We start from the raw sequence: 19,136 nt of genomic DNA, 5'->3' as shown, positions 1-19,136 counted from the left end.
GCATAGTCAGCATTAGGGAAGTCACAACCAAACAAGTGTTTGTTTGTGTCTTCGTATTTGTCCTTGATGAAGGCATATTTACCATTTGAGAAGACAACGTTGATAACTGGAAGGTCGTATTGAACGTTTGTGATAACGTCTGGGTAGCACATGTTGAATGCACCGTCACCCATGATGTTCCATACTTGGCGATCTGGATTGTCTTTCTTAGCAGCGATACCACCAGGAAGGGCAATACCCATTGTCGCAAAGAGTGGAGATGTACGCCACATGTTCTTAGGTGTCATGTGAAGGTGACGAGTAGATGTTTGAGTAGTGTCACCTACGTCGATTGAGTAGATAGCGTCTTGATCAGCATGTTTGTTGATTGCATTGTAAACTTGATACAATTGCAATTCACCCTCAGTTTTACCTTCGAGTTTGTTCATGTAATCACGCCAGTTTTGGTTATTCTTCACGTTTGCACGCCACCATGGAGTAGACTCAACTGGGTTTACTTTATCAAGGATAGCTTTAGTTGCTTGACCTGCATCACCAAGGATTGAAGCGTCAAGGGCGTGGCGTTTACCAAGTTTGTAAGGGTCGATATCCACTTGGATGAATTTTTCAGTGTTTTTGAATGCTTCGTATACTTCAGCAAATGGGAAGTTTGAACCAAGGAAAAGAACTGTGTCTGCTTCAAAGACCACTTCGTTGGCTGGTTTCCAACCAACACGGTAAGCAGAACCTGTCAAACCTTCGTAGTTCCATTCGAACGCTTCGAAGTTTTTACCAGTTGTGATGATTGGTGCTTTGATTTTACGTGACAATTCAGTAATTACTTCACCAGCTTTAACACCACCGTAACCAGCGTAGATAACTGGACGTTCAGCGTTGTTCAAAATTTCAACAGCTTTGTCGATTTCAACTTCGTTCAAAGCAGGAGCGATGAATGAACGCTCGTAAGAACCTGAACCGTAGTATGAGTTTTCGTCGATTTCTTGGAAACCAAAGTTTACTGGAATTTCAACGACAGCTGGACCTTTTTTAGAAACGGCAGCACGGCAAGCTTCGTCGATGACTTTTGGCAATTGTTCTGCGTAAGCTACACGTTTGTTGTAAACAGCGATACCGTTGTACATTGGGTTTTGGTTGAGCTCTTGGAAGGCATCCATGTTCAATTCGTTAACTGGACGTGATCCAAGGATAGCAAGGAATGGAGTGTTATCCATAGCTGCATCGTAAACACCGTTGATCAAGTGAGTCGCACCAGGTCCACCTGAACCAACTGCAACACCGATAGATCCGCCAAATTTAGCTTGCATAACCGCTGCAAGAGCACCTGTTTCTTCGTGGCGAACTTGCAAGAAACGGATATCTTTGTCTTCAGCCAAAGCGTCCATCAATGAGCTAAGTGTTCCTGATGGGATTCCGTAGATCGTGTCTACGCCCCATGTTTTCAATACGTTGAGCATTGCTGCAGATGCAGTAATTTTCCCTTGAGTCATTCTAACTCTCCTTTAAATCTATTTTGATCCTTAAAAAATGTAGCATAGCGCTTCTACTTCATCTTTGCGATCAGGTTTCGTTTTGAATTTGAAAATGAGTTTTTTCTGACATTTCTCATGAAAACGATTTACAAAACGATTACAGTATTAATTTATCACAAAGAGATTCACATGTATAAGAATCTGCTCAGAGATGCTCAATCCCTATTCCATAACAGATGCTCTTTTTGAGAAATTTTCACAAACTATCCTACAATAGGGTATTTTACTATAATTTAATACCCTCTTTTCCCTTAGAGCTGTAAGGAAAGATAAAAAAGTGCTACAGCATACTGTAGCACTCCGAACGTATAAAAATGATTTTTTATATAAAATAATATAAAATAAGAAAACTCTGTAAAAATAAAAGTACTTCCCTATTGTTTTCATTATTTAAATATATCCTGAGAATTTCCGCTGTGAGAAAAGCGCTAGAAACAACTGTGTTTCTAGCGCTCGGGAGTTTTGGAACCTCGTAGAAGTTCGCTGACGTCCGTACTCACCTAAGGAAAATCTCAGGAAAGATTTTATCTTCACTCTACGTGATATGTGTATCACTTTTTATTCCCATTAATCAATTTTCTCAACATTGAGAAGCAGAGAGCTAGCCAAAACAGACAAAGAACTAAGGGCCATGGCAAGACCTGCTAGTTCTGGATTGAGGGTCAATCCCAGTCCTACAAAGACTCCAGCAGCAATTGGAAGCCCAAGGAGATTGTAGATAGAGGCCCAGAAGAGATTGAGTAAAATCCTGCGGAAGGTCTTTTGACTCATGTCAAAGGCGCGCACAACGCCAAGCAAATCATTTTGCGTGAGCACGATGCCACCGGACTCGATCGCAATATCCGTTCCAGATCCCATAGCGATCCCTACATCCGCGATCGAGAGAGCTGGAGCATCATTGATCCCATCTCCAACAAACGCGACCTTGCTAGCTTCTTGCAGTTTTTGGATGGCGCTTGCTTTTTCTTGAGGAAGGACATCAGCAATGACGGTGTCAATTCCCACTTGCTTAGCAATAGCTTGGGCCACCCGTTCATTATCCCCCGTTAACATGACCGTTTTCAAGCCCCGTTCTTTGAGCTTTTTGATCGCTTCTTTTGAGCTGGCCTTCGGAGCATCTTGAATGGCAATCAAGCCAATCACTTGCCCATCCACAGCCAAATTGATCACTGTTTTGGCCTGCTCTTGCAACTCTACCATCCGTTTTTCAAGCTCCGGATCCATCGCTGTCCCGTCATGAAGTTTGCCATTTCCCAAGGTCACCAACTGCTGGTCGATCTGACCTTGGACCCCTTTTCCTTCAATCGCTTGGAAGTTTTCCACAGGGGATAACACCAAACCTTTTTCTTCTGCTTGTGATAACACTGCTTGGGCTAGTGGATGTTCTGAAAAAGTTTCAAGACTAGCAGCCAGTGTCAAGACACGCGCTTCATCTCCTACAACATCGGTTACAAGTGGTTGGCCAATGGTAATAGTCCCTGTCTTATCAAACACAACGGTTTGAATCTTTTGCACTTCTTGAAGAACTGTTCCATTTTTAATCAGAACCCCCATCTTAGCACTACGGCCGGTTCCGACCATCAGGGCTGTTGGGGTTGCTAAACCAAGGGCACAAGGACAGGCAATAATGAGGACAGAGACTGCATAGAGCATGGCCTCTTGAAGCGACGCGCCCAGAAGCACGGACCAAACCCAGAAAGTCGCAATGGCCAAAATTGTCACCACTGGAACAAAGATACCTGAAATCTTATCCGTCAAATCTTGAATGGGAGCACGACTGGATTGGGCCATTTTGACAAAGTCCACAATTTGAGATAAGAGGGTCTCACTACCGACTTTTTCAGCCTTAAAGAGAATGGTCCCATTGCTGTTGATAGTGGAGCCGATAACTGCATCACCAACTGATTTTTCCACAGGCAAGCTTTCACCTGTCACCATCGACTCATCAATGGTCGTACTTCCTTCTACAATCGTCCCATCAACCGCAATCTTTTCCCCAGGACGGACCCGAATCAAGTCATCAATTTGGATATCTTCTGCCGCCACCTCGACATAGTTCCCATCACGGAGAACTTGAGCCGTTTTTGCCTGCAAATCCAACAACTTTTCCACAGCCTCGGAGGCATTGTTACGCATCCGTTCTTCAAAGATTTGCCCTAAGAGGATAAAGAAGATGATAAAACCCGCAGCCTCAAAGTATACTGGCTGACCAGTAAAAAGGGCAAATACACTATAGACATAGGCTACCAGGGTTCCAAGAGCTACCAAGGTATCCATATTGGAATGGTGCTTCTTAAATGAGGCCCAGGCACTCTTGATAAAAGGTACTCCTGCTACCAACATGATCGGCGTTGTCGCTAGAAAAGTCCCCCAGCGATTGACTGGATGGGATACAAGTCCTGCCCACATCCCGATCATCAAGATCAATAAAGGAAGGGTAAAGATACTAGTAATCCAAAAGCGATCCCGTAAACTTAAGACACGACGGCGTTTTTCCACAACCGTGTAGGAACCCTTTTGCATCTTCATTCCACATGAAAACTCGAAGTCCCCTGTTTCTGTCGGGGTAAAGGATATCACCTTATCCACACCGACTTCCAAAGGCTCTAAAATCCCCTGATCTTCAAACAAAATTTCCTTATAACAGCCGGAAGGATTGACCCGATGGAAGGTGATTTCAGCAGGGATCCCTTTTTGAAGTTGAAATTCTTTGGGACTATAGCCCTTTTCTGCTGTAATACGGATCTTTTGCACTCCGTTTTCCACAACTGCTTTTTGTTTTTCTACCATACCTACTCCTTTATTCCACAATCATTTGACCATGCATCATGTTCATTCCACATGAATACCCATATTCGCCCGCTTTTTCTGGCGTAATTTCAATGACATGTTTTTCACCTAAAGGCAAATCTTCATGAACGCCAAAATCTGGAAAGATCACTTGAGCCAGACATGAAGATGGATCCTTGCGATGAAAGATGATCCGGGCTGGAACATTCTTTTTCAGGACAATGGTTTCAGGCGAATACCCCCCCATGACTTCGACTTCAATTTCTTGATAACCTGATTTCTGACGAGCGTGGCCGCTTACCTTTTCATGCTCTGCAAAGAACCACCAAGCAGTAAAAGCAACCAAAAGTAAACAAACAATACTAATCAACAATCCAAACATGGAATTTCCTTCTTTCTATTACATACAATTGCAAGGGACTGTTTCGACAGCCTCTGCTTTCTTTTCTTCGAGGACCTGCTGCAGCTGATTAAGATCTGCAAGCGTAAAGTCACTCTCCTGAATCAAGTTTTCAAGCACCTGGACAATTCTTTTTGAGCAAACCTTGTCTTTCACATCCTCAACCACCAAGTCTAAACCCTGGTCCTGCTTCAACAAAGCCGAGTAAACAAAGGCTTTGCCTGATTTTTCTCTAGTCAAACATCCTTTCTCCACCAAGCGGGTCAAGAGAGTCTTAATCGTCGACTTCGACCAGTCAAAGCGCTCGGACAAGACGGCGATCAAATCCGTGCTGGTTTGCTTGCCTTCCATCCAGATAATCTTCATGATGCGCCATTCCGCATTGGAAATTTGCATGGCTTCTCCTTTCTAAATCTACATTTGTAAATCTTATGATGCTATTTTACACCTAAGATTTACATTTGTCAACCAAAAGTTTTAAAAAAAACAAATCTTCCTTTGAAGATTTGTCTGGTTGGGCTTTTTGCTATATCATTCGTATCTCTTCTACATGGAATTTAGAAGGGATTTTCGGAAGACTCTTGAAGTGAATACAAATATAATTATTTCAAAATGGGACAAATTATGATATAAGTTTATTAATGGAAATTATGGAGATAATCCAGGTGATGCTCAGATGATTCAAGACGGAATTAACGACTACAAGGAGAGGTACAAATGAGCATGAAGAAAAAATCGAATTGGAATTTAGGTTGTAGTTTAGTACTTGTTGTAGTCATAGTAGCTAGTTTTCTGTTTTATCTATGGGCACAAAAACTTGGTAAATATACTCTGCAGCCAGGAGAGTCGGTAAACTTTACAGTAAATCCTCGGATACAAGATGTAGAATACTACTCAGAATTAATCTTGAAAAAAAAGATACTAATAGTCTTAAATTATCAGGTTCAGGAGTTTGGTTTGAGATGCATGGCGATATTTTTTATGATGTTGAAGGGCAAAAACTTGTTCGAAGCCATCATTCAGAAGATGCTGATGAAGAGTTGCCCAATAATCAAAAAGGTATCCATTTAGTTCATGATGGAATTGTTGTCAGTTACCAGGGGGAAAAAGTTTTTAATGTAACCAATAACAAGCCCTATACAATAACCATCACCAATGTAGACGACAAGCCAGCTAACTTTGAAGCGCGAGTGGTGGATCGGTAAACTTGAGAGGCCGTAATTTGCCCGAAGAATAGATGCGTGAGAGAAGAATGATGAAGAAAAAAAGACTACTACTTATTTCAATTTTTATAGCCTTGTGTTTATCTTTTGGTGGCTTTCAGTACTATAAGCATCAGCGGATTCACAATATTTTTGATGAAATATATTATGAGAAGAGTGATTACCATAATATTGAATTTTTATGGCGTGAAAGTGTGTTTAATAATTTAAATGATGTCCATATTACGGATAATGATTCAAAGGATGTTTATAAACATAGTGTTGAATACACAGCATTATCCTTGCCTAGAAACATTGGGAAATTAGGTTATCAATTTTATTTTTCGAATTATAGAGCACCTGAAGTTTTTATTTTTATGAGAATAAAACTCCCTGAGACAAAAAATACAATAAATGTAAGTTATACATATAGTGTAACAAATAAAAAAATGGAACGCTATATGTGGTATCACGATGAAAATAGCGTGAGATATTATCGCAAGTCTCAAGTAGAAGCCTTTCTGGCAGAGCATGGAAAGACTGTTGAAGACATTCGTAAGGAAGCAGATGATGTACTCCGTAATAAAGTACTGAAAGATTGGACCTCCATATACTCTAGTCGCTTTAGCACTAAAAATTGGGGCGATGTGACGGTCAAGGATATTTGGAGAGATGATTTATCGAAGAACTAGAAAATAAGTTATTTCTTTCATAACAGAAAAAGCGAGCTTTGTCATGAAGCTCGCTTATTTGTATGCATAAAAAATTGGATTAACTCTAATTATAGACAAGCCAAAAACCATGTAAACCATGGCTTTTACTGTTAACGCTAGTTGCCTGCTACAGACGCTATCTCTATACTATCTCCTGCAGAGCTTGGGCTAGGATGCGGTAGCCAGCCACACTTAGATGGAGGCCATCTGTCGTATAGGCTTCTGCTAACTGCCCCACTTCATCCAATAAAGACGAATACACATCGACATAGCTGACCTGGTGGTAGGCTTGGGCCAATTCTTGATAGGCCTGATTGAGGGCTTGAATTTTTTCATTGGTCCGGACATAGACCTTTTGCTTGTAGCGCTCTTCTTGACTCACCGGTAAAACCGAGATCAGGTTGATGTGGGTCAGCGGAAAATCCCGCATGATCACTTGTAAGACCGCTTCTACATTGTCTAAGGTTTCCTTTTGAGGAATTTCTTTTCCGATATCATTGGTCCCTATCAAGAGAAAGATCTGATCCACCGCCGTTCCAAAAACATGGGCGTCTAGATGCTTACGAAGGAGATCCGTCTTATAGCCTCTTACTCCTCGATTGACCATGTGTTTGGGACTTTGTAATAGTTCATGAATGGGGAAATACTCCATGATAGAGTCCCCGATAAAGATCAAACCAGGCTCTTTCAGAGGGGCTTGATTGAGCTCCCGATAGGTTGTTAAAATTTTCTCCTGCTCCTTTAAGAGCCAGTCTTCTAACAGTTGTACCGCCATCTACTTCTTTCCTTTCACTTGTTCCCAGGGGGTCAGTCCTAGATACTCTTCGATCACCTGGTAGACACCGCCTTCTTGATGGCTCGGTGCTGAGTGCGTAGCGACCGCCTTGACAGCTTCTTCTGCATTGGCCACCGCATAGGAGTGAGCAGCCATTTCAAGCATTTCCATGTCATTTCCGCTATCCCCAAAGGCCATAACCTGACTAGCATCAAGCTGCCATTTCTCCATTAATTGAGCCAGTCCCCAAGCCTTGTGAATACCTGCTTGCAAGAGATCCATGCTGCCGAAACCGCTAGAAACCGCCATCAGCTGATCTCCAAAAGCCTGTTGGACTTCCTGACTCACTTGATCAAGACGATCCAAACCAACCACCAAGCTCATTTTAAGCACCTGGTCAAACAAATCGGCTGTCAATTCCGGAACAAACTTCATTCGCTTGTACAAGGCTTCAATCACTTCCGGCTGCATGAATTTTTCAACTTCTGTAAAGACCGTTCCTTCCTTGACAAAGCCTCCATTGACAGCTGATACAACCAACTGGTCTGAAATTTCCCGGCCCTTAAAATAAGCAAGAACCGCCTCTACCAATTCCCGATCCCAGAATTTTCCTAGAACCATCTGGTCATTCTCAAAAATCCGAGCTCCGTTGGCGACGACCAGGGTCACCCGCTTGACCAAGGGACCCAAGAGCTGGCGCATGCGATGGATTTCATTTCCCGTCGCAATGACAAAGCGAATCCCTTTTTGATCCAAGTGGTCCAACAGCCTTTCCAGACGCGGAAGGTCCACCTCTCCTCGTTCATCTAATAAGGTTCCATCCATATCTGTTGCGATTAGTTTGATCATAACTCACTCACCTTTCACCTTCAAAATGAATCCAATCTTCACTCCTGTTTCTTATTTTATCACATTTAAAAGAATTCCTTTCTTTTCGGAGCACCATCATTTTTCTAACAAGACTCACATTTGTCACAATCATAAATAGCTTATAGCCCTTGACATATAGACTTGTATATGAAAAAATACTGTTGGAGGCTAATAATATGACTGAAAAAATCAAAAACTGGGTTAACATTTGCGTTTTGAAAAATCAAGAAATTTTATTACTTAATAGACAACACGATAATTTTCCTGGCTGGATTCCACCGGGGGGAAAAGTTGAATTCCCTGAAAGTTTTTTTGAAGCTGCATTACGGGAACTTAAGGAAGAGACTGGACTTACCGCATTAAATCTTGAATTAAAAGGAATTTCAGGCTTTACCAATTCAATTGGTAATGAGAGATTTGTCTTCTATGACTTTTTATGTACTCAATTTACTGGTGAACTAAGCACATCTGATGAAGGTGAGCCAAAATGGTGGAATCTAAAAGAAATCGATAAAATACCAATGCAAGATGAAATAAGAAAAAGGCTACCCCTTTATTTAAGAAAAGGAAGCTTTGAAAGTATTAACTATTGGGATGATAATAAGAAATGCATTAGCGAAAACAAAACAATTTTATTTGACTAGTATTCTCTAAGGTATAATCAAATGCAAAAGTCTTAATCCAATAGTAATTTTTGTATACTTTAGTACTCAACACAATCTGTCTTTAATAACATATAGTTTAACGTTATCTAATAAAAATCATCTACTCTGACAACTTTTCTTTGTATCTATAGATAGCTAAAAAGCCTTGGAAACAGCTTATTCCAAGGCTTTCTCTATATTCTATTGCATCAATTTCCTTATTCCGATTTCAGTTGTGACTAGTTTAATCATATATACTTACATTCTCCAGTTATAAATCTATCTTCTATATATACCATAGAAAAAGTAAAAAAAAAGACGTGCTGAATTGACACGCCTTTGTCTTTTATAAATTAATCTGTAGGGCCAGTTGTTATTAAAAATACAAGCCCTTTTCTACACTTTCCTGAACCAACTCTTCTGTCAGTTTCCATAACGCTTTGGATTCACTTTTTATAAATTTTTTCTTTTCTAATACCATCTCTGAACGGATATGATCGGGATTATAATCGACTTCTGACACTTCCAAGTGATTGATCAGTGGTACCAATGCATCAATCACTCTTGCATATCTTGCCTCAGGACTCTGCCCTTTTTCAAACTCCAACCACGAATTTTTCATATCCAAATATGTTGCTTCTGGAAGAAGGCTCATTGTTTTTTCTATAGATGCTAGCTCTCTATCATGAGCATGAAGCTTTTTTTCATCATCAAACACCCAAGTATCTCCGGCATAAATCTCACCTAAATCATGGATCAGTAACAGAGACATGACCTTTTCCATATTCAATTTTTCAGGATAATAATCTTGCAGAACCATCGCAGCTATCGCACCCTGCCAAGAATGCTCGGCACTATTTTCAAACCGTCCATCAAGGGTTCTATTAAACCTTGTTACCGACTTTAATTTCTCAATTTCTTTAATAAATTCAACTGTCTGATTCAAATCACTCATGGCGACTCCAACCTCCCTATTCGAAATTACGACTATCATACCAAAAATCAGGTTTTCCATAAATGAATTCCCGTATTTGCAAAAAGAAAATATCCCCCTTTTTGGGAGCACCTTCATTTTTCTAACAAGACTACAAGGACAAGCAAAAAAAGCTAACCAGTCTTTACCGGTTAGCTTTAGAATGAGACAAACCATTTTAATGTAAAATAAGTTAATCGATTCTAAAAGTAAGTAAAAATGAGCTTCTATTTTTAGAATGAATCAAGAAAATACAAAAACTTTCCGCTGTGAGAAAAGTGCCTGAAACAATACGTTTCAGGCACTCGGAATTATTGAGAGTAAAACAGTTTGGGAAACTGTTTTAGCCTGAGCCCAGAAATTAAAGAGCGAAGGGGCTCAATGCGAATTGAACACGGGCTACGGATTGTGTCAAAAAGATAAGTTTTCCTAGAACCAAAAGATTCTGCGTCAAACTTCCTATTTTGACTTTATCCGCAGACGCCCTTTGTATCTTGATTTAGTCATGGAACTTCGTAGAAGTTCGCTGACGTCCGTACTCACCTAAGGAAAGTTTTTAAGTTGACTTTGTCTTAAATCTGAAGCTACTGCTTAGCTTCTATTTTTCACCCAACAAAGGCCCAAATAATGGCAATTAGCACTGCTGGCAGGAGATTGGCGACCTTGATTCGTTTGCCCCAGATGAGATTGATCCCTACACAGAGAATGAGGCTGGAGCCAACTAGGGACAGATTCGAAAGGGCTTGTGGGGTCATGATCGGTGCGATCAAATGGGCCAACAGCGTGATCAAACCTTGAAGGATCACGAGTGGAACCACTGCAAAGATCGCACCCTTTCCTTTTGAAACGGTCAAAACCAGAACAATAACCATATCCAGGATAGCCTTGGCCAACAAGGTCGAGGTGTCCCCTGTCAAGCCATCCTGGACAGGGCCGACCACTGCCATAGCCCCGATACAAATGGTCAAGGCCGTGGTCATAAAGGCATCAACAAAACTGGTATCGCCTTGGTTGCCCGTCTTTTCCTTCAGCCAAGTTCCCAAGTGCTCAAAGCCCTCCTCAATCTTCAAGAGTTCCCCGATAACGGTCCCGATCACTAGACTCAGAATCAACATCATACTGCCGTGACTTTCCACATGACTTCCATGCACCACCAGCATTTTTTCCAAGGTCCCTGCAATGCCCAAGACAAAAACAGCAACTCCTGTCACTTTCAGAAGGGTCTCATGAAAATCTTCTGATAAACGTTGACCGATGAGCAATCCTAAAAGCCCACCAAATACGACCCCTAAGGCATTATAGAGGGTCCCTAAACCGATCATTTACAAACTCCTTCGTTCATTTTCATTCTTTTTCAATTTCTTTCAAAGACCAGTGTCCCGTCTCTTCATACTGGTCAATCAAGTCCTTGGCTGTTTGCGTAATTTCCTCTGGATAATGCAGGCTTTCTAGGGTATTGACCGCATTCTTGGTCACGGCTGACCCTGGCTTGATCTGGTAGTCAAAGACGATCTTGCCATCCACATAGCGACTGTCAAAATGGTAATTATCATTGACTTCACCGGAGGCTGCGACCAGCTCAATATCATGACTGGAAATCATGTAGAGGCAGTTTTGGGCAGCTAACCAGCGGACAATCCCAAGGCCTGATCCGATCCGCTCGATGGTATTGGTCCCTTTAAAGAGCTCGTCAATAAAGAAGTAGTGAAAACCAGGCTTTTTCAGATGCTGAATCATACGCAAAATAGCTTTACTCTCAGTGATGAAGTAACTATCTCCAACTTCAATATCATCACTCACATCCATAGCCGTTAGGACATGACCATAAGGAAGGGCAAAGGTTTCTCCATAGGCAAAGCCTAATCCTTGAGCCAGAATGGCATTGATGGCGACAGTCTTCAAATAGGTCGATTTCCCGGACGCATTGTCCCCACTGATGACCATATTTTTTTGAAAATGCACATCATTCGCAATCGGATTGGACAGCAAGGGATGATAGAGCGTCTCTCCCTCAATGCCACCCGTTTCCGTAAAGACTGGCTGGCAGACCACTTCTAGATCCCGCTTGTGGCGCAAGAGGCTAATAGCGACTTCCATCTCCCCTAGCAGATCCAGAAGCTTCTGGGCCTCTTTTTGATGTGCCTTCACCTGATTGTAAATATAAACCTGAGCGATCTGCGGGAGTAAAAAGAGAACGTTGAGGTAGAGGAGAATAATTTCCATCTCAGAGGTCCCCGTTGGACTCTGTAAGACACTGGCAAGGATCCGCGTTTTCTTAAAGGGTTTGACTGCCTGCTTGAGTTCTTCTTGTTGTGGCAAGGCCAGATGGCTCAAGCGTTCTGCCGAAGCAAAGATGCGAACCAGATAGCTGACATTGTCCAAACGAATTTTATTGGACCAATTGCGCAAACTCGAAAAGACAATATTAAAGACCACACTGATCACCAAGAGGGTAATGGCCCCGACTGGCTCAAAGGGGATGGCAAAGAGACAGAGAATAGGAAGACAGGCCAAGGCTAGATAGAGGGGCAAACCTGCATAATGCTTGCCGGGATTTGCGACAATGCTACGCGCCATGTTGTGGTTCTTCTTGCCCAGTTGGTTGAAAATGACCTGGACCTTGAGGCGCAAATCAGGATGTTCTTTAAAGAAGTCTTCTACGTCATGAAGCTGGTCCTGAGGCTGGAATTCCAGCAGGCGCATTTTTTGATAGAGAGCTTCTGCCCCAAGGCTTGATTGGGTATAGTTGAGCTGATCAAAGACCGCATCCAAAGCCAAATCATGCCAGGTCTGATCATCCACTTGGCTATCGATCGTCCTTCCCTTAGCTGGATAAGCCAGACTGTCTATCAAACTTTCTTCCGTGTCTTTCTTACGAAAGAAAGGCGCTCCATCCCAAGCTTTTTTCAGCTTTTGCTTGAGGCGGATGGCCGTCAGAAATTTGGTTGCCCAAATCACCACCATCAATCCTAGAATCCCAAGCGGAATCCAGTTTACATTTCCTTCCATACTCTATTCCTTTCCACTCTGAGGCCAATCCAAGTGAACATGTTCCTTCATTTCTTGGTAAGCCGTGTCCACTCTCTCCTTGGTCTCCTCATCCAGCTTGTCGCGGTATTTGCCACCCTGGATAAAATCTTCCAAAATATAGGTCTGGTAGTTGTACAACTCATAGCCTTCAGGAGAATAGGTCCCCTTCGGAGTTCGACTAACCCAGGTTGGATGAGCAGTCGCTGTCTTAATCTTTGTCTTGCGGCCGACCTTTTCGATGGTCACATCCATCAAGACTCCTCGCTCTGTCCACTGGGCAGTCTCCACGTCCCCCATGGTTTCCAGACGCTGATTAGAAAGAAAATTCCCCATCGAGTAGATGATGAGCTTGTTTTGACCATCTTTATTGACCACTTCAGCAGGCTCTACAACATGGGGATGCCCGCCAAAGACAATATCAGCTCCCCATGAAATCATCTTATGGTAGAGCTCTTTTTGCTCTTCTGTCGGCTCCAACTGGTATTCGATTCCCATCTGGGGCATGACAATGGTGATATCAGCCTCTTGCTCTGCCTTTTGGATCTCCGCCTTCATCCGCTCTTCATCCAAATCAGACAAGACATCTGCTTGCTCCTCTGGAGTGAGCGTCGTTTCCATTCCATTAAACCCATAAGCATAGGCTAGAATAGCAATCTTGATGCCATTCACTTCCTTGATCACCAAGGGAGCTTGCCCTCTCTTTTCATGCGTGTAGACACCGACAGGTGTGATGCCTGCATCTTCAAAGGCCTTGGCTGTCGAATAGACCCCATCTAGGCCTGAATCCAAGATATGGTTGTGTCCCAAATCCATGACATCATAACCAGCATCCTTGATGGCTGGTACCACTTCGCTAGGGGCATTAAAGAAAGGATAGCCCATTAAATAGTAGTTAGGATTAATGGTTCCTTCAAAATCACCCAAGGCCAGATCCGATTTTTGTAGCCAGGGTTTGACATACTCATAATTTTCATGAAAATCATAGCTTCCGTCTTCTTTTTGCGCGCTCATATAGACCAGATCGTGGTAGAGCTGGTCTCCATTGGCCATGATCCGCGCTGTATGAGGAATCTGGTCAGCCGGTGTATTTGCCTTGTACACAACCTCTGGCCGTTCGGTTGCGGTGATCGGAAAGCCTTGAAACTTTTGCACCCATAAGATAGCATTGGCCACGATAAAAACGACAGACAAGAGCACATAGACAAACTGTTCATTGGTCAGCTGAATTCTTGAAAAGAGACGATTAAAAACCCAATCAAAGGCCGCCGATAGCTCTTTTCCCATCGTTTTGATGATCCCTTTCACATTCTCCCACTTCTCTAACATTCCTACCTCTTCTTCGTATCTGATTTCCCCAATGATCCGCCAACAGATTGAGCTGTCATTGAAATACTTTCTCTTCATTGTATCACAATTTTTATGAGGAGAAAAAAAGTTCTGTAAAACAGAACTTTTAAATGATTGGATAATAAAAGAATGGTTTCTTCAAAGCAGAAAACATCATCACGATTTTCAACTGATGCAAGCATCTACTGAAACTTTCCGCTGTGAGAAAAGTGAGAGTGGGACAGAAATCGGTCATTCGTTAGAATTCGATTTCGTCGTCTCACCTCCGCACAGTTGAGTAGGGCTGTAAAAGCTGATGAAATCAGCGTAGTAGAGCCCACTCAACCACTGCGTCTTGCTCGATAATCCAAAGACAATTGAGAGACTAGAACTTCTGTCCCACTCTCACTCGGGAGTTTTGAAAGTAAAACAGTTCGGGGAACTGTTTTAGCCTGAGCCTAAAAATTGAAAAGCGAAGGGGTTCAAAACGAATTGAACACGGGCTGCGGATTGTGTCAAAAAGATAAGTTTTCCTAGAATCAAAAGATTCTGCGTCAAACTTCCTATTTTGACTGTATCCGCGGACGCCCTTTGTATCATAATTTAGTCATGGAACTTTTATGAAGTTCGCTGACGTCCGTACTCACCTAAGGAAAGTTTCTAAGATGCTTTTTCTATTATTTCAATGTCTTTAACAAATAACCATATCCTTCTCGCTCCATTTCCTCTTTAGGAACAAAGCGTAGAGAGGCCGAATTGATACAGTAACGAAGGCCACCTTGCTCTCTCGGTCCATCGGTGAAGACATGGCCGAGATGGGCATTGCCGGAGCGGGACCGAACTTCGATCCGCTCCATCCCGTGGCTATGGTCCTGGTAATAGTGGACGACATCTTTGGCAATGGGACGAGAGAAACTTGGCCAGCCACAGCCAGACGCAAACTTATCCTTGGCAAAAAAGAGAGGTTCCCCAGTCGTAATATCCACATAGATGCCCTCTTCAAAGGTCTGGTCATAGGCATTGTGGAACGGGCGCTCCGTCGCGCTTTCTTGGGTAACTTGGTACTGCTCTGCTGTCAATTTTGCCTTTAAGGTTTCTTGATCTGGTTTCTGATAGGCTGCCGGATCAATCAAGGGCCGCTCAGCATCCGTCACATCGATATGGCAATAGCCCCCAGGATTCTTCTTAAGGTAGTCTTGATGGTAGTCCTCCGCCAAAATATAGTGGCGCAAGGGTTCTAGCTCCACCGCGATCTTGCTGCCCAGTTGCTTTTCTTCTTCCGCAAATACTTGGGCGATCACCTCACGATCCGCCTCGTCCAGGTAATAGACGCCCGTTCGATATTGGCGGCCGCGATCATTTCCCTGTTTGTTCATGGACAAGGGATCAATCACACGGAAATAGTAGAGCAGAATCGCTCGTAGAGTAATCTTGTCTGGATCATAGACGACTTGTACGGTCTCTGCATGATCCGTTTCCTTGATTAGTTGGTAATTGGTCGTTTCTACCTGGCCATTGGCATAGCCCACCGTCGTCTGTTCTACACCGGGGATCCGTGAAAAATACTCCTCTAAGCCCCAAAAACAGCCCCCTGCTAGATAAATCTCTGCCATCTTTTTTCCTCGCTTCCTGCATTCTCTATGTGGAACGCTTGACATCTATTAGCTCCATCATAATCCAATAGCCTCAGATTTTCAAGGATTCTGCATCAAAAATCCCTTCTACTATACTAGTAAAAGGGACAGAGGCATTCCCACTTATTTTTCAAATAAGAAAAAGAGTGAGTAATAGAAATTCCAAAACGAAATGCTTAGCTGATGTAGAAAATCATGAAGGACTACCATGACCAACACCTCCTCTGAATTTTTTTCAGATATAATTTTAGTAACACATACAAAACCACCGTCTCACCCTAGAACTGTGACTGAAGCTTCACAGCCTCATCATGCCAGTGATCATAAACTCCTTCTCACCTCCATTGTACTCCTTTTTCTCTCTATATAAATGGAGAATTCCTAAAACTAGGAACAGAATGCACTCTCTGGATAAGAAATCTAAAAAAACTTCCCCAAGTTTCCACTTGAGGAAGTTCTTTTAGAAAGATTAGTCAATGTAGTGCAATTTCCCACGGAAATCTTCCAGGCTTTGGTAGCCTTTTTTCTCCATAATAGCTTTGAGCTCAGCTGTAATACGCTCGAAAGCCCCAACTCCTTCTTTATGAAGTGTAGTTCCGATTTGCACCATACTAGCGCCACAAAGGATATGTTCAAAAGCATCGCGACCAGTCAAGACCCCACCGGTTCCCACTATCTGAATTTCTGGATTCAAACGTTGGTAAAAGGCATGGACATTGGCCAGAGCCGTTGGCTTGATGTACTCGCCACCAATTCCACCAAAACCGTTCTTCGGACGGATCACAACAGATTCATCCTCGATATAGAGACCATTTCCGATCGAGTTGACACAGTTGACAAACTTGAGCGGGTATTTGTTAAAAATCGTTGCAGCTTGATCAAAGTGGACAATATCAAAGTAAGGTGGTAACTTGATGCCAAGAGGTTTGGTGAAATAGGCAAAGACCTCTGACAAGATCCGATCAGTCGTCTCAAAGTCATAAGCAATCTGAGGTTTTCCAGGGACATTAGGGCAAGAAAGGTTCAGTTCTGTCAAGCCTTTAAAGTCGCTGTCTTGCACCTTTTTCAAGATGGTATGGGTCTCTTCGGGCGACATGCCGACAAGAGATAAGAAGAAGGTCCGGTCAGGATCTGTTTCTTGCAACTCTAATAGGTAATCCAAATAATAATCCAATCCTTGGTTAGGTAGCCCCATCGAATTGATTGAGCCAAGTGGCACATCTTGGTAGCGTGGCTCTGGATTTCCAGCACGGAATTCCAGAGTTGCTGTCTTGGTCACAAAAGTCCCAGCAGCTGAATTCTTCACTTCCTCTAATTCCTCAGTAGTCATACAGGCTACACCCGCCGCATTCATGAGGCAGTTGTCAAATTCAAAACCAGCAATTTGCGTCTTTGTTGATACCATCTTCTTCTCCTTGAAATAAATTCCTACAGTCATTATAGCACGAAAAGAAGGATTCATGGCTAGAAAACTAAAAAAGAGAAAGGATCGTCCGGAAATAGTAAGAAATTACTCAAGAAGGAGTAGCTTTTTTCTCTAAGAATAGCTAAAAATCGTATCATCATTTCAACCAGACTCAGTCTAAGATAGGGATCTTTTTGCTATCGTCCATCAGCTGTGAAAATTTTCAGAAAATTCAACTTTTTTCTTTACAAGTCAAAAAAAGTCTGTTATAATGATCCACGTAATAAAACATGACATTGCTTTCAGCAGTGCCTCCATATACCAGTATGTTCGCTAACCTACTGGCATTCGTTTCAATAAAAAAAAGGAGAAACAAGATGACAACTGCAAAAGAATATATCCAAAGCACTTTCGAAACCGTAAAAGCTCGTAACGGCCATGAAGCAGAATTCCTTCAAGCTGTTGAAGAGTTCCTCAGCACTTTGGAACCTGTATTTGAAAAACATCCAGAATACATTGAAGAAAATATCTTGGCTCGCATTACTGAGCCAGAACGCGTGATTTCTTTCCGTGTTCCTTGGGTTGACCGTGATGGAAAGGTTCAAGTAAACCGTGGTTACCGTGTTCAATTTAACTCAGCTGTCGGTCCTTACAAAGGCGGGCTTCGTTTCCACCCAACTGTGAACCAAGGGATCTTGAAATTCCTCGGATTTGAACAAATCTTCAAAAACGTCTTGACTGGCCTTCCTATCGGTGGTGGGAAAGGTGGATCTGACTTTGATCCTAAAGGCAAAACTGATGCGGAAGTGATGCGCTTCTGCCAAAGCTTCATGACTGAATTGCAAAAACACATCGGTCCTTCTCTTGACGTGCCTGCTGGTGATATCGGAGTTGGTGGACGTGAGATTGGTTACCTTTACGGACAATACAAACGCCTTCGCCAATTTGACGCTGGTGTCTTGACTGGTAAACCTCTTGGTTTCGGTGGTAGCTTGATCCGTCCAGAAGCAACTGGTTATGGTTTGGTTTACTATACAGAAGAAATGCTCAAAGCCAACGGCGACAGCTTTGCTGGTAAGAAAGTCGTGATCTCAGGTTCTGGTAATGTAGCTCAATACGCGCTTCAAAAAGCAACAGAACTTGGTGCAACTGTCATCTCTGTCTCTGACTCAAACGGTTACGTCATCGACGAAAACGGTATTGACTTCGACCTTCTTACAGACGTGAAAGAAAAACGTCGTGCTCGTTTGACTGAATACGCTGCTGAAAAACCAACTGCTACTTACTATGAAGGATCTGTATGGACTTACGCTGGTCACTATGATATCGCTCTTCCATGTGCGACTCAAAACGAGATTAACGGTGAAGCAGCAAAACGCTTGGTTGCTCAAGGCGTAAAAGTTGTTTCTGAAGGAGCCAACATGCCTAGCGACCTTGAAGCCATCAAAGTCTACAAAGAAAACGGCATCCTTTATGGACCTGCTAAAGCTGCCAATGCTGGTGGGGTAGCTGTATCTGCTCTTGAAATGAGCCAAAACAGCCTCCGTCTTTCATGGACACGTGAAGAAGTGGATGGTCGTTTGAAAGACATCATGACCAACATCTTCAACACTGCTAAAACAACTGCAGAAACTTACGGACTTGGTAAAGATTACCTTGCAGGTGCCAACATCGCTGCCTTTGAAAATGTCGCAAACGCGATGATTGCACAAGGTCTTGTATAATCAATCGATATTTTTCTTTGAGACCTTCGGGTCAAAGCCTCTCAACTCCTGAAAGCATTCTGTTTCAGGAGTTTTTTTGTAGCTACTGATCTCTTTAAGGACAATTGGTCCCAAGGGAAGA

At 42.6% G+C, this 19,136-nt stretch carries 15 protein-coding genes and 1 pseudogene; 4 read left to right on the top strand and 12 right to left on the bottom strand.

Annotation, left to right across the window (positions count from 1 at the left end):
- The 4 genes from spxB to QM830_RS08740 all read right to left on the bottom strand — a co-directional run.
- Nucleotides 1–1,487, bottom strand: a 1,487-nt coding sequence (gene spxB, locus QM830_RS08755) for a pyruvate oxidase (RefSeq protein ID WP_414326521.1), incomplete at its 3' end; no start/stop codon positions are given.
- 609 nt (nt 1,488–2,096) lie between these two features.
- Complete coding sequence (locus QM830_RS08750; RefSeq protein ID WP_414326519.1) at nt 2,097–4,319, bottom strand: heavy metal translocating P-type ATPase; 2,223 nt, start codon at nt 4,317–4,319, stop codon at nt 2,097–2,099.
- Between the two features lie 10 nt (nt 4,320–4,329).
- A complete protein-coding gene (locus tag QM830_RS08745; protein ID WP_414326517.1) occupies nt 4,330–4,701 on the bottom strand; it encodes a cupredoxin domain-containing protein in 372 nt (123 codons plus the stop codon).
- An 18-nt stretch (nt 4,702–4,719) separates the two neighbouring features.
- A complete protein-coding gene (locus QM830_RS08740; RefSeq protein WP_003013309.1) occupies nt 4,720–5,115 on the bottom strand; it encodes a CopY/TcrY family copper transport repressor in 396 nt (131 codons plus the stop codon).
- Nucleotides 5,116–5,436: 321 nt separating this feature from the next.
- On the opposite strand from QM830_RS08740, the pseudogene QM830_RS08735 reads away from it, so the two are divergent.
- Nucleotides 5,437–5,924: pseudogene (locus QM830_RS08735) on the top strand (hypothetical protein).
- Nucleotides 5,925–5,971: 47 nt separating this feature from the next.
- The gene (locus QM830_RS08730) at nt 5,972–6,613 is read left to right on the top strand and encodes a TipC family immunity protein (RefSeq protein ID WP_414326515.1); all 642 of its coding nucleotides are present in this window, start codon (nt 5,972–5,974) and stop codon (nt 6,611–6,613) included.
- A 163-nt stretch (nt 6,614–6,776) separates the two neighbouring features.
- On the opposite strand, the gene QM830_RS08725 is transcribed toward QM830_RS08730, so the two are convergent.
- Together QM830_RS08725 and QM830_RS08720 are read right to left on the bottom strand one after the other, a co-directional pair.
- Nucleotides 6,777–7,409 (bottom strand): SGNH/GDSL hydrolase family protein, encoded by a 633-nt coding sequence (locus QM830_RS08725; RefSeq protein WP_414326513.1) that lies wholly within the window; start codon nt 7,407–7,409, stop codon nt 6,777–6,779.
- Entirely contained in the window at nt 7,410–8,258 is an 849-nt protein-coding gene (locus tag QM830_RS08720) for a Cof-type HAD-IIB family hydrolase (protein ID WP_414326511.1), read from the bottom strand.
- A 197-nt stretch (nt 8,259–8,455) separates the two neighbouring features.
- Here QM830_RS08720 and QM830_RS08715 point away from each other — a divergent pair, with 197 nt between their 5' ends.
- Nucleotides 8,456–8,923, top strand: coding sequence for an 8-oxo-dGTP diphosphatase (locus tag QM830_RS08715; RefSeq protein ID WP_003004973.1), 468 nt, complete (start codon nt 8,456–8,458; stop codon nt 8,921–8,923).
- 376 nt (nt 8,924–9,299) lie between these two features.
- Here QM830_RS08715 and QM830_RS08710 read toward each other — a convergent pair whose 3' ends face one another.
- The 6 genes from QM830_RS08710 to QM830_RS08685 all read right to left on the bottom strand — a co-directional run bounded on the left by QM830_RS08710 (nt 9,300) and on the right by QM830_RS08685 (nt 17,291).
- Nucleotides 9,300–9,878, bottom strand: a complete 579-nt coding sequence (locus QM830_RS08710; protein WP_414326531.1) for an HD domain-containing protein — start codon at nt 9,876–9,878, stop codon at nt 9,300–9,302.
- 623 nt (nt 9,879–10,501) lie between these two features.
- Nucleotides 10,502–11,218 (bottom strand): DUF554 domain-containing protein, encoded by a 717-nt coding sequence (locus QM830_RS08705; protein WP_414326509.1) that lies wholly within the window; start codon nt 11,216–11,218, stop codon nt 10,502–10,504.
- Nucleotides 11,219–11,240: 22 nt separating this feature from the next.
- Complete coding sequence (locus QM830_RS08700) at nt 11,241–12,905, bottom strand: MutS-related protein (protein ID WP_414326508.1); 1,665 nt, start codon at nt 12,903–12,905, stop codon at nt 11,241–11,243.
- Nucleotides 12,906–12,908: 3 nt separating this feature from the next.
- Nucleotides 12,909–14,252: a CapA family protein gene (locus QM830_RS08695; protein ID WP_414326507.1), complete on the bottom strand. Its 1,344-nt coding sequence runs from the start codon at nt 14,250–14,252 to the stop codon at nt 12,909–12,911.
- Nucleotides 14,253–14,929: 677 nt separating this feature from the next.
- A complete protein-coding gene (gene msrB, locus QM830_RS08690; RefSeq protein ID WP_414326505.1) occupies nt 14,930–15,865 on the bottom strand; it encodes a peptide-methionine (R)-S-oxide reductase MsrB in 936 nt (311 codons plus the stop codon).
- Between the two features lie 490 nt (nt 15,866–16,355).
- Complete coding sequence (locus QM830_RS08685) at nt 16,356–17,291, bottom strand: dihydroorotate oxidase (protein ID WP_414326503.1); 936 nt, start codon at nt 17,289–17,291, stop codon at nt 16,356–16,358.
- A 377-nt stretch (nt 17,292–17,668) separates the two neighbouring features.
- Here QM830_RS08685 and gdhA point away from each other — a divergent pair, with 377 nt between their 5' ends.
- Nucleotides 17,669–19,015: an NADP-specific glutamate dehydrogenase gene (gene gdhA, locus QM830_RS08680; RefSeq protein WP_414326501.1), complete on the top strand. Its 1,347-nt coding sequence runs from the start codon at nt 17,669–17,671 to the stop codon at nt 19,013–19,015.
- Nucleotides 19,016–19,136 lie beyond the last annotated feature (121 nt).

It is taken from the genome of Streptococcus sp. OMI750 (assembly GCF_047463895.1).
Lineage (GTDB): Bacteria > Bacillota > Bacilli > Lactobacillales > Streptococcaceae > Streptococcus.
The sequence above is the reverse complement of the archived record's forward strand: the minus strand, read 5'-3'. Positions and strand labels throughout refer to the sequence as shown.

Coding starts and splice junctions, on each gene's coding strand:
- QM830_RS08730 (WP_414326515.1), top strand. CDS start 5,972: ATGATGAAGAAAAAAAGACTACTACTTATTTCAATTTTTATAGCCTTG.
- QM830_RS08745 (WP_414326517.1), bottom strand. CDS start 4,701: ATGTTTGGATTGTTGATTAGTATTGTTTGTTTACTTTTGGTTGCTTTT.
- msrB (WP_414326505.1), bottom strand. CDS start 15,865: ATGGCAGAGATTTATCTAGCAGGGGGCTGTTTTTGGGGCTTAGAGGAG.
- QM830_RS08740 (WP_003013309.1), bottom strand. CDS start 5,115: ATGCAAATTTCCAATGCGGAATGGCGCATCATGAAGATTATCTGGATG.
- QM830_RS08685 (WP_414326503.1), bottom strand. CDS start 17,291: ATGGTATCAACAAAGACGCAAATTGCTGGTTTTGAATTTGACAACTGC.
- QM830_RS08705 (WP_414326509.1), bottom strand. CDS start 11,218: ATGATCGGTTTAGGGACCCTCTATAATGCCTTAGGGGTCGTATTTGGT.
- QM830_RS08710 (WP_414326531.1), bottom strand. CDS start 9,878: ATGAGTGATTTGAATCAGACAGTTGAATTTATTAAAGAAATTGAGAAA.
- QM830_RS08750 (WP_414326519.1), bottom strand. CDS start 4,319: ATGGTAGAAAAACAAAAAGCAGTTGTGGAAAACGGAGTGCAAAAGATC.
- QM830_RS08725 (WP_414326513.1), bottom strand. CDS start 7,409: ATGGCGGTACAACTGTTAGAAGACTGGCTCTTAAAGGAGCAGGAGAAA.
- QM830_RS08695 (WP_414326507.1), bottom strand. CDS start 14,252: ATGTTAGAGAAGTGGGAGAATGTGAAAGGGATCATCAAAACGATGGGA.
- QM830_RS08720 (WP_414326511.1), bottom strand. CDS start 8,258: ATGATCAAACTAATCGCAACAGATATGGATGGAACCTTATTAGATGAA.
- QM830_RS08715 (WP_003004973.1), top strand. CDS start 8,456: ATGACTGAAAAAATCAAAAACTGGGTTAACATTTGCGTTTTGAAAAAT.
- QM830_RS08700 (WP_414326508.1), bottom strand. CDS start 12,905: ATGGAAGGAAATGTAAACTGGATTCCGCTTGGGATTCTAGGATTGATG.
- gdhA (WP_414326501.1), top strand. CDS start 17,669: ATGACAACTGCAAAAGAATATATCCAAAGCACTTTCGAAACCGTAAAA.